The following is a 9,335-nucleotide window of genomic DNA, read 5'->3' on the forward strand; positions in this document are numbered from 1 at the left end:
CGACCGGCGTCAGCGCTGCGGCGCCGAAAGCGGCCGACAGGGCGATGTTGCGAATGTTCTTCATCATGGGCAGACCTTAATTTTTCTCTCACGTGGTGTTGGTGAGAACGTTAAGAATATTCGAAGTGATGTGATCTGTGCAGAAATCACGCCCACCTAACATTCGGCTTTGATGTGAATCAATCACAGAGGCCGATCTATTTCCTTATTGCGCTCGATCCGGACTGTTCTTTCGGTAATGTGGCTTGAGGAACACAGTTTCAGGACTGTGTTGTCCTTGTTTGCCACGGGGTTACTGTAGGAGAAAGTACGGATCGCCCGGCACCCCATTTCCCGCGCCAGTGTTTCCATGGCGGGAATCAGCGCGTCGATGATCTGCTGCTTGTGGGCGTAGGAAAGGGCGATGATGTAATCGGCGCTCAGCGTATCGCCCGAATACAGGTCGAATCCACGCCGGAAGGTCGCCATGGCGCAGGGGGGGCGCGCTTCACCATAATGGGCGACCAGAATCCCCTCCCGCGCGCGTTTGCCCGCGCGCGCCATCCTGCGCCCGATGCGCGTCCATTCCCGCATCGTAATATGCGGAAACGACAGCCGGATAAGGGGATACAGCAACGGTACATCCGCGGGGGCCAGTCGTCTGACCAGGGGGGAAGGGGCGGCCTGCACGCGGCGGGGTTTCCTGTGGGTTGAGAAACTTTTCTTATGATGCTTATTGTATTTACCGAACGATCCGTGGCGCAACGCATTGATTTACATCAATCCATCGGACATACTCGGTTCCGTTTGCGAATGATTTGCTGTATTTTCAGGGGGCTCGCCATGGGCGGCCGTCTTCACCGCCGGAACGCAGGCCCCTGAAAGTAATTGGGAATAATCTATGTCGGATATGCCTTCGTGTCAGTTCGAGTCGCGGCCACGGCGTATCGTGATCGGGTCATCCGGTGTGCAGGCTGATTTCTGCGCCACCTGCACCGTCCGTCCAACCAGCGTGTGCAACGTGATCGGGCAGGCCGACATGGCCCGCCTGGCGGAAGCGGCGGTGGAAACCATCATTCCCCCCGGCCGTGGCTTTATCGAGGAAGGCGCGCCCGCCACCGATTTCTTCAACATAACCTCCGGCACCGCCAAGCTGTTCAAGGCCCTGCCGGACGGGCGGCGGCAGATCACCGGCTTCGCCGCGCCGGGGCACTTCCTCGGGCTTGCGGTGTCGGACAGTTACGCCTTCGGGGCGGAAGCGGTCGATACGGTGCGGGCATGTCGCTTCTCACGTGAGAAGATGGCCGAACTGCTGGATGATTTCCCCCGCCTCGAGCGCCGCCTGCTTGAAGAGGCGTCGAATGAACTGGTGGCGGCGCAGAACCAGATGCTGCTGCTGGGCCGCAAGACGGCGCGCGAGCGGGTGGCGAGCTTCCTGCTTGACCAGATGCGCGCGGGGATGCCGCTGGACCAGACCGGGCATCGCGGCAGCCTGCACCTGCCCATGACACGCGGCGACATTGCCGATTATCTTGGCCTGACCATCGAGACCGTCAGCCGTACGCTGAGCTGGATGCGCAGCCAGGGCATGATCGACGTGGGCAAGGGCTACGCCATCACCATCCTTGCCGTGGGCAGGCTCGACATACTGGCGGCGGGTAACGGTTAGTCGGGGCCCAGTGTCTCGTCACTATCCGCGTCCGGCGCGGCTTCTTCCGTAAAAAGCGGGTTCTGCGGCGCGGTCCGTGTCGGGCCGCCGACAATGTGGCCGATGGGGGTGAGGAACTCCACATGGTCGCAGATGATCTTGAACACCGCCAGCAGGGGCACCGACAGGAACGCCCCGAAAATGCCCCACAGCCAGTCCCAGAACATGAGCGAGGCCATGACCAGCACCGGGTTGAGCGTAAACCGGCGCGCCAGCACCATGGGGGTTATGGTCTCGCCTTCCGTCAGGTGGATGCACAGGTAGATGGCGGGCGGCAGGAGCGCCTGCCAGACGGATGGATAGACGAACAGCCCGACCAGGAAATAGATGATGATGCCCATCATGGGGCCGATGATGGGGATGTAGTTGAGCAGGAATGCCAGCACGCCCCACAGCAGCGCGTTGGGCAGCCCCAGCAGCCAGCATTGCGCCATGTTCACCAGCCCGACCAGGCTGTTGATGATGGTGATGGTGGCCAGGTAGAGCGAAACGTTACGCTCGATCTGGTAGGCGATCTGTACCGTGCGGCGTTTGTCGGCGAAGGTGGGCATGATCTCGACAAACCGCCGCAGCAGGCTGTCCCCCTGCGCGAGCAGGAAGAACAGCATCAGGATCATGGTGAAGAACTGCCCCATGAACGCCTGCGTGCCCAGCAGGATGGACGAGCTGAACCGGTCCAGCCCCCCCGGCCCGGAGGTGACGACAACGACATGCTCCCCCGCCGTCTCCATCGCCGGGGCGGGATGGTCCAGATGGCCGCCCGCGATGGTCATGAAATTGCGGATCCGGTCTGACGCGCTGGTCAGGAGCTGGAACGGCCCGCGCAGGAAGGCCAGCCGGTCGCGCAGGGTGTTCAGCGCCTCGGGCGCGCGTTCCAGCCAGCCGGTGGCGGGCACGGAAATGGCGGTGCCCACCGCCCCGGCGATGCCGAACACGCACAGGATCAGCACAGCGCCGCCAGCGGCTTGGGCAGGTGCAGCCGGGTGTGCAGGAAGCGCATGGGGGTCGAGAGCAGCAGGTTGACCACCAGCGCCAGGATCATGGGCAGGATGATGGCGGACGCGAAATACAGCGTATAGAAAACAGCCAGTACGCTAAGCAGCAGCAGGCAGGCGGTGCGGGTGTCGATGCGGCTGTGACGCATGACCTCGATGGCGCGCTGCTGCTGTATCTGTTCGTAGGATGATGACGGGGTTGGCTCGGTCTCGGGCGGCATCACTCAGGTCCTGGCTTGTACGGGCGCGGGCCAACAGCCGGATCAGGTTCCGTGCCGGCGTCTGGAGACTGTTTCAGAAACCCTGCGTCCAGGGCGGTCCGCCATGTGTTTTTCCCGCGCCGGCGCCCACGGTCCTGATCGCCGCCCTGCCTCGGTGCCGTCAAACACAGTCCGGTCGTGGCCGGGGGCCACGTTCGCCCATCATCAGAACTTTTGAAACATCCTCGTGCATCCATACCGATCCGTATCTTATGGGCGTTTATGGCAGGCAGGACCAAGGATTTTGGCACATCCCCGCTACGCAGGCAGTGCAGGGGATCGTTTCGCACACGGGAACGTGAATTTTTAGCCCTCATCTGGCGGAATACAAGGGTTGAAAGCGGTATTGGACAGGGCTCAAATACCCTGACATGAAGGCTGCCGCCTTCTGGTCCCGTAATCAATGGAGAATCCCATGGCCTGGAATACCCCCAAGATCGTCGAAGTCCCGCTGGGCGCCGAAATCAACAGCTACGTCTGCGGCGAAAAGAAGTAAGAAAAATTGCCGTCTGTCTCGCACAGGCGGCAATTTTCTTTTACAACCTGCGTCCATGATCGACATTATCGTTCTCGGCGCGGCAGCGGGCGGTGGATTTCCACAATGGAATTCAAACGCTCCCGGTTGCAGGCGGGCCAGGGCCGGCGATCCAGCAGCCCCGCCCCGCACACAGGCTTCCATCGCCATCAGTGGCGACGGAAAGCATTGGTTCGTGGTCAATGCCTCCCCCGACCTGCGCACCCAGATAAACCAGACCCCCGCCCTGCACCCGCGTGAGGGCCTGCGCTCCACGCCCATCGCCGGTGTCATCCTGACGGGCGGGGAGATAGACGGCATTACCGGCCTGTTCACCCTGCGTGAAGGCCAGCCCTTCACCCTGCTGGCCACGGCCGAAGTCATGTCCGTGCTGGACGCCAATCCCATATTTGAAGCCCTGAACCGCGAGATCGTGACCCGGACGGCCATCGTGCCCGACCAGCCGTTCCCCCTCCGGCTGACGGATGGCACGCCCGCGGGCCTGACCATCGTACCTTCGTGGTGCCGGGCAAGGTGCCGCTTTATGCCGAATCCGGACCCGACCCCGCGGCCATCTGCGAAAACGGGGAGACCGTGGGGCTCGAAATATCCGATGGCAGCCACCGGGTGTGTTTCGTGCCGGGCTGCGCGCGCATGACCGATAACCTGCGCGTGCGCCTGCGCGGGGCGGATGTGGTGTTCTTCGATGGCACGCTGTGGGTCGATGATGAAATGATTCGCGCGGGGCTGGGACAGAAGACCGGCCGCCGCATGGGGCACATGTCCATCGACGGAATGGATGGCACCATCGCCGCCCTGCGCGATCTGGATATCGGACGCAGGATTTTCATACACATCAACAACTCCAACCCTGTTCTGCTGGCGGATTCACCCGAACGCGCCCAGGTCGAGGCCGCAGGGTGGGAAGTCTCCCATGACGGGATGAGGATTACTCAATGAGTGGACACCTGCTTTCCCCCGATGAACTTGAGGCCGCGCTGCGCGCCATCGGGGCGGAACGTTACCATAACCTGCATCCCTTCCACCGCGCCCTGCATGATGGCCGGCTGAACCGGGCGCAGGTGCAGGCCTGGGCCCTGAACCGCTATTATTATCAGGCCAGCATCCCGGCCAAGGACGCGACCCTTCTGGCCCGTCTGCCCACGGTGGAACTGCGGCGCGAGTGGCGCCGCCGGATCGTGGACCATGATGGTGACGCACCGGGCACCGGCGGTGTCGCGCGCTGGCTCAAGCTGACCGACGGGCTGGGGCTTGACCGCGCCTATGTCGAATCCCTCGAGGGGCTGCTGCCCGCCACGCGCTTCGCGGTGGATGCGTATGTGGCGTTCGTGCGCGACCGCTCGATTCTGGAAGGCATCGCCTCATCCTGACCGAACTGTTCTCGCCCACCATCATAAGCGAGCGCGTGGCGGGGATGTTGCAGCATTATGACTTCATCAATTCCGAAACGCTGGCCTATTTCCATCCGCGGCTGACACAGGCCCCGCGTGATTCCGATTTCGCGCTGGCTTACGTAAAGGAACATGCCCGCACCCCCGAGCAGCAGAAGGCGGTGCTGGGCGCGCTCAACTTCAAGTGCGGCGTGCTGTGGGCGATGCTGGATGAGCTGGAATACGCCTATGTCACGCCCGGCCGCATTCCCCCCGGAGCCTTCCGCCCGGACGCGGCATGACCGCCAGCCTGGCAGATAGCAGCGTCATCCGTTTCGCGCGCGGGGTCAGGCTTCAGCATGACCGCGTGCGCGACCGCTGGATCATCCAGGCGCCCGAGCGTGCCTTCATTCCCGATCTCGTCGCGGCGGAAGTGCTGAAGCTGGTGGATGGCAGCCGCACGCTGGGCCAGATCGTGACGGAACTGGCCGGTCGGTTCACGGCCCCCGTTGACGTGATCGGGCGTGATGTCCATGTCATGGTCACCGACCTCATTACCCGGCAGGTACTGACGGCATGACAGACACCGTCCTCCCCCCCATGAGCCTTCTGGCGGAACTGACGCATCGCTGCCCGTTGCAGTGCCCGTACTGTTCCAATCCGCTGGCGCTGGAGCCACGGGCCACCGAACTCGCCACCAATGAGTGGATCAGCGTGCTGGACCAGGCGGCGGAAATGGGGGTGCTTCAGGTCCATTTCTCGGGGGGTGAGCCGATGAGCCGCCCCGACCTGCCCCAACTGGTGCGGCATGCGGTGGGGCTCGGGCTTTACACCAACCTCATCACGTCCGGCGTGCTGCTCAACGCCACGACCTTTCCCGTGCTGGTGCAGGCCGGGCTGGATCATGTCCAGCTTTCATTCCAGGACATCGACACGGCCAACGCCGAGCATGTGGGCGGCATGAAGGGCGCGCAGGCCCGCAAGCTGGAAGCCGCGCGGCTGGTGGTGCTTGACGGCATGCCGCTGACCCTCAATTTCGTCATCTACCGCGAAAATGCCGAACGTGTGCCCCAGATGCTCGAGGCGGCGGTCGCGATGGGCGCGCGCCGTGTCGAGATCGCGCATACGCAGTACTATGGCTGGGGGCTGGTCAACCGCGCGGCGCTCATGCCCACGACGGCACAGCTTGAGCTGACAACCCGGGCGGTGGACGCCGCGCGGGAAAAATACGCGGGCCAGCTTACCATAGATTACGTAACGCCCGATTATTACGCCGACCGGCCCAAGCCCTGCATGGGCGGGTGGGGGCGGCGGTTCATCAACATCACACCTTCCGGGCGCGTGCTGCCGTGCCATGCGGCGGAGACGATCCCCAACGTCATATTCCCCGATGTGCGTAGTGGGATGCTGGCGGATATCTGGCGTGATTCCCCGCTGTTCAACATGTTCCGTGGCACGGACTGGATGCCCGAGCCCTGCCGGAGCTGTGACGAGCGCGAGGAGGACTGGGGCGGCTGCCGCTGTCAGGCGCTGGCGCTGGCGGGTAATGCCGCCGTGACCGATCCGGTCTGTACCCTGGCGCCCGATCATGATCGTATCGTGCAGGTTATCGACTCCCTGCCCGCCGAGCCGCCGCCCTTCCGTTACCGGAGGTACGCGCGGGCTATGGATGAGGTCGGCTGACCTCCACGCGCGGCAGGCAGATCACGAAGCGCGCGCCCAGCACGCGCCCGCTGGCGTCCACGCGGTTTTCCGCGCTGATGGTGCCACGCAGGGCCTCGATGATCTGTCGGCTTATGGACAGGCCCAGGCCCGAATGCTGGCCGAAATTCTCGCTGCTGGGCCGTTCCGAGTAAAAACGGTCGAATATGTTGTCGAGCTTGGCCTGTGGAATTCCCGGCCCGTCGTCATTGACCGCGATCTCGATCATGCCGCCTGCCGGTACGGCGCTGAGCAGGATCTGGCCATCGGGCGGGGAAAAGGACACCGCGTTGCCGATCAGGTTGCGCAGAACCTGCACCAGCCGGTCCTCCACCGCCATGACGGTCAGCCGCCGTTCCGGGCTGTCACCGCTGCTGGCCACCGCCATGCTGGGCTGGCCGGGCCTGCGGGTGGCCTGGTGGATTTCCGCCAGCACGGACAGAAGGGGCACGATGGCCACGGGTTCGGCGCGCGCGCGCGACAGTTCCGCATCCACGCGGCTGGCGTCGGAAATATCGGTAATCAGCCGGTCGAGTCGGCACACATCGGCATTGATGATGGAAAGCAGGCGCTGCTGGCGTTCGGGATCATCGATGCGCAGCAGGCTTTCAATGGCCGAGCGGATGGATGAGAGCGGGTTCTTGATTTCATGGCTGACATCGGCGGCGAAGCGTTCGATCGCATCCATGCGCGCCCACAGGGCGCTGGCGCTGTCCTGAAGCGCGCGGGCGACTTCCCCGATCTCGTCGCGGCGTGCCAGCAGGCGTTCGGGCACCATGTCCGTGCGGTCGGCCGATTCGCGCATGGTATGGGCCGAGGCCGCCAGCCGCAGCAGCGGCCGCGCGATGGTGAGCGACAGGTACCATGACAGCAGGATGGTCAGCGCCAGCGCCATGAGGAACAGCGACAGGATGGACGACCGCACCGCGAACAGGGAACGATCCACATCCCGCGCCTCCCGCGTGAGCTGGATGATGCCCACCGTGGTCCGTCCATCATGCATGACGGGTTCCGCCACCGTGACCATCAGGTGATGGTGCGCGTTGCGGCGGATATAGGGCGGGATTTCCATGACCCGCGTCCCGTCGGGCTGGGTGACCGGCTGGATGGACGGATCGGAATCCGGCGTGTCCAGCATCATGATCCGCTCCCCCGACAGGGTGGGCAACTGGCCCAGCAGCCAGTTGTACAGCCGCTCCCCGATATTGACCGACGGGGGATGGAGGGGGGAATGCTCCTCGTCTTCCGGGGTGGGCGGCGGCGCTTTTCCATCTCCGCCATGGTGGCTGTTCTGTTCCACGCGGCTGTCCGCCACCACCTGCCCGTCCGGCGCGAACAGGCGGGCATGGGCGCTGGGGCTGGGTTCGGTCAGGCGCATGAGCAGGGGCCGTGCCAGGGCGGGCTCCAGCGTAATGTCATGGCGGGACAGGGTGACGGCACTCTGCCCCAGCGCGCCGGCATAGATGCGCGCCTGTTCCCGCAGGCCGAGACCTCGGCTTCAAGCAGGCTGTTCTGGAACTGGGTCAGGTAGAGCAGCGTCAGCGCCAGCAGGCCCAGCGGCACGGTATTGACCAGCAGGATCCGCCGCATGAGCGGCGAGACCAGCCGGGCCCGGTATTCCATGAACTCCACCACCGCCTTCCCGCCCTCCCCCTTCCCCCGGCGCGGGAACAGGCGGCGCAGGCGCGCGGGCAGCGGCAGGGAGGATAAGATGTGGCGTGGCATCCGGCCGGGTCATTCTTCCTTGTAGCGGTAGCCGATTCCGTACAGCGTCTCGATCTGGTTGAACGCCTCGTCCACCTGCCGGAATTTCTTGCGCACGCGCTTTATGTGGCTGTCTATGGTGCGGTCATCGACATAGATGTTCTCCCCATACGCGGCGTCAATCAGCTGGTCGCGTGACTTGACCAGGCCGGGGCGGGCCGCAAGCGCCTTGACCAGCAGGAACTCGGTCACCGTAAGCTGGATGTCACGGCCATGCCACAGGCACTGGTGGCGTGTCTCGTCCAGCGACAGGTTGCCGCGCACCATCGTGCCGGTGGGGCTCATGCCGGTCGCTTCGCTGCGGGTGACCTCGTTACGGCGCAGCAGCGCGCGGATGCGCTCCAGCAGCAGGCGCTGAGAGAACGGCTTGGTGATGTAGTCATCCGCCCCCAGCCGCAGCCCCATGAGCTGATCGACCTCCTCATCCTTCGAGGACAGGAAAATGACCGGAAGCTGCGAGCGCGCGCGCAGGCGCTGCAGCAGCTCCATGCCATCCATGCGCGGCATCTTGATGTCCAGCACCGCGAGATCGGCCGGCCGCGACAACAGACCGTGCAGCGCGCTCTCGCCATCGGTATAGGTGCGGACAGTGAAACCTTCCGCCTCCAGCGTCATCTGCACGGAGGTCAGGATGTTCCTGTCATCGTCCACCAGCACGATTGTCTGTTTCGTTGGCTCCATGGGGGCTCTCTTTTTGCTTCTTCGCCGGGGCGGGCGCGGTACCATGTCTTGCCCGACAGGCGGCGGCAGCATAGCGTTATATATGTCCGCATGTCATGAGGGGATGCGGTTATCCTGCTTCACTGGAATGTCACAGGCATTCCGGCTGCGCCGTTTGTGGCAGGGACGTTGCGCAAAAACGGCATGCCTGTCCGTAACGCAATGCCTTGTCCATCGGTCAGCCGTTACCTACTTGTAAGAGCATGAGCGAGAACACAGAGCATAACCCCTTTGCCGATGCCGCAGCAGGCGACGGTACCCAGGCCTCCACGGGGGGCGAACAGCCCGGTCCCGCACAGGGGG

Annotated in this window: 6 protein-coding genes and 4 pseudogenes; 6 read left to right on the top strand and 4 right to left on the bottom strand. The window is 63.9% G+C overall.

Annotated features, from left to right (window positions below):
• Positions 1–183: 183 nt before the first annotated feature.
• Positions 184–573 (bottom strand): hypothetical protein, encoded by a 390-nt coding sequence (locus JCM25156_RS06140; protein WP_242402509.1) that lies wholly within the window; start codon positions 571–573, stop codon positions 184–186.
• A gap of 307 nt (positions 574–880) precedes the next feature.
• Here JCM25156_RS06140 and JCM25156_RS06145 point away from each other — a divergent pair, with 307 nt between their 5' ends.
• Positions 881–1,648: a Crp/Fnr family transcriptional regulator gene (locus tag JCM25156_RS06145; RefSeq protein ID WP_025812494.1), complete on the top strand. Its 768-nt coding sequence runs from the start codon at positions 881–883 to the stop codon at positions 1,646–1,648.
• On the opposite strand, the pseudogene JCM25156_RS22000 reads toward JCM25156_RS06145, so the two are convergent.
• Positions 1,645–2,831, bottom strand: a pseudogene (locus tag JCM25156_RS22000) (AI-2E family transporter). The gene JCM25156_RS06145 and the pseudogene JCM25156_RS22000 sit on opposite strands and share 4 nt — an antisense overlap.
• 526 nt (positions 2,832–3,357) lie before the next feature.
• Between JCM25156_RS22000 and pqqA the strand changes: the two are divergent.
• The 5 genes and pseudogenes from pqqA (at position 3,358) to pqqE (ending at position 6,530) form a co-directional block, all read left to right on the top strand.
• A complete protein-coding gene (gene pqqA / locus JCM25156_RS22005; protein ID WP_010508617.1) occupies positions 3,358–3,438 on the top strand; it encodes a pyrroloquinoline quinone precursor peptide PqqA in 81 nt (26 codons plus the stop codon).
• Positions 3,439–3,493: 55 nt separating this feature from the next.
• Positions 3,494–4,416 (top strand): annotated as a pseudogene (gene pqqB, locus JCM25156_RS22010) (pyrroloquinoline quinone biosynthesis protein PqqB).
• A pseudogene (gene pqqC / locus JCM25156_RS22015) lies at positions 4,413–5,149 on the top strand (pyrroloquinoline-quinone synthase PqqC). Before pqqB ends, pqqC begins: the two co-directional pseudogenes overlap by 4 nt.
• Positions 5,146–5,427 carry a pyrroloquinoline quinone biosynthesis peptide chaperone PqqD gene (gene pqqD, locus JCM25156_RS06170; protein ID WP_025812495.1) on the top strand — a complete coding sequence of 94 codons (282 nt, stop codon included), beginning with the start codon at positions 5,146–5,148 and terminating at the stop codon, positions 5,425–5,427. The pseudogene pqqC and the gene pqqD overlap by 4 nt, the downstream one beginning before the upstream one ends.
• Positions 5,424–6,530, top strand: a complete 1,107-nt coding sequence (pqqE, locus tag JCM25156_RS06175; protein WP_025812496.1) for a pyrroloquinoline quinone biosynthesis protein PqqE — start codon at positions 5,424–5,426, stop codon at positions 6,528–6,530. The genes pqqD and pqqE overlap by 4 nt, the downstream gene beginning before the upstream one ends.
• Here the strand turns inward: pqqE and JCM25156_RS22020 are convergent.
• Positions 6,511–8,273: pseudogene (locus tag JCM25156_RS22020) on the bottom strand (stimulus-sensing domain-containing protein). The gene pqqE and the pseudogene JCM25156_RS22020 sit on opposite strands and share 20 nt — an antisense overlap.
• 9 nt (positions 8,274–8,282) lie before the next feature.
• Positions 8,283–8,993, bottom strand: coding sequence for a response regulator transcription factor (locus tag JCM25156_RS06185; protein ID WP_025812497.1), 711 nt, complete (start codon positions 8,991–8,993; stop codon positions 8,283–8,285).
• Positions 8,994–9,335 lie beyond the last annotated feature (342 nt).

The organism is Komagataeibacter kakiaceti JCM 25156, from assembly GCF_000613305.1.

What these genes read in the sequence shown, in the direction of transcription:
- pqqD (WP_025812495.1), top strand. Translation starts at nt 5,146, where the DNA reads ATGACCGCCAGCCTGGCAGATAGCAGCGTCATCCGTTTCGCGCGCGGG.
- pqqE (WP_025812496.1), top strand. Translation starts at nt 5,424, where the DNA reads ATGACAGACACCGTCCTCCCCCCCATGAGCCTTCTGGCGGAACTGACG.
- JCM25156_RS06185 (WP_025812497.1), bottom strand. Translation starts at nt 8,993, where the DNA reads ATGGAGCCAACGAAACAGACAATCGTGCTGGTGGACGATGACAGGAAC.
- JCM25156_RS06145 (WP_025812494.1), top strand. Translation starts at nt 881, where the DNA reads ATGTCGGATATGCCTTCGTGTCAGTTCGAGTCGCGGCCACGGCGTATC.
- JCM25156_RS06140 (WP_242402509.1), bottom strand. Translation starts at nt 573, where the DNA reads ATGCGGGAATGGACGCGCATCGGGCGCAGGATGGCGCGCGCGGGCAAA.
- pqqA (WP_010508617.1), top strand. Translation starts at nt 3,358, where the DNA reads ATGGCCTGGAATACCCCCAAGATCGTCGAAGTCCCGCTGGGCGCCGAA.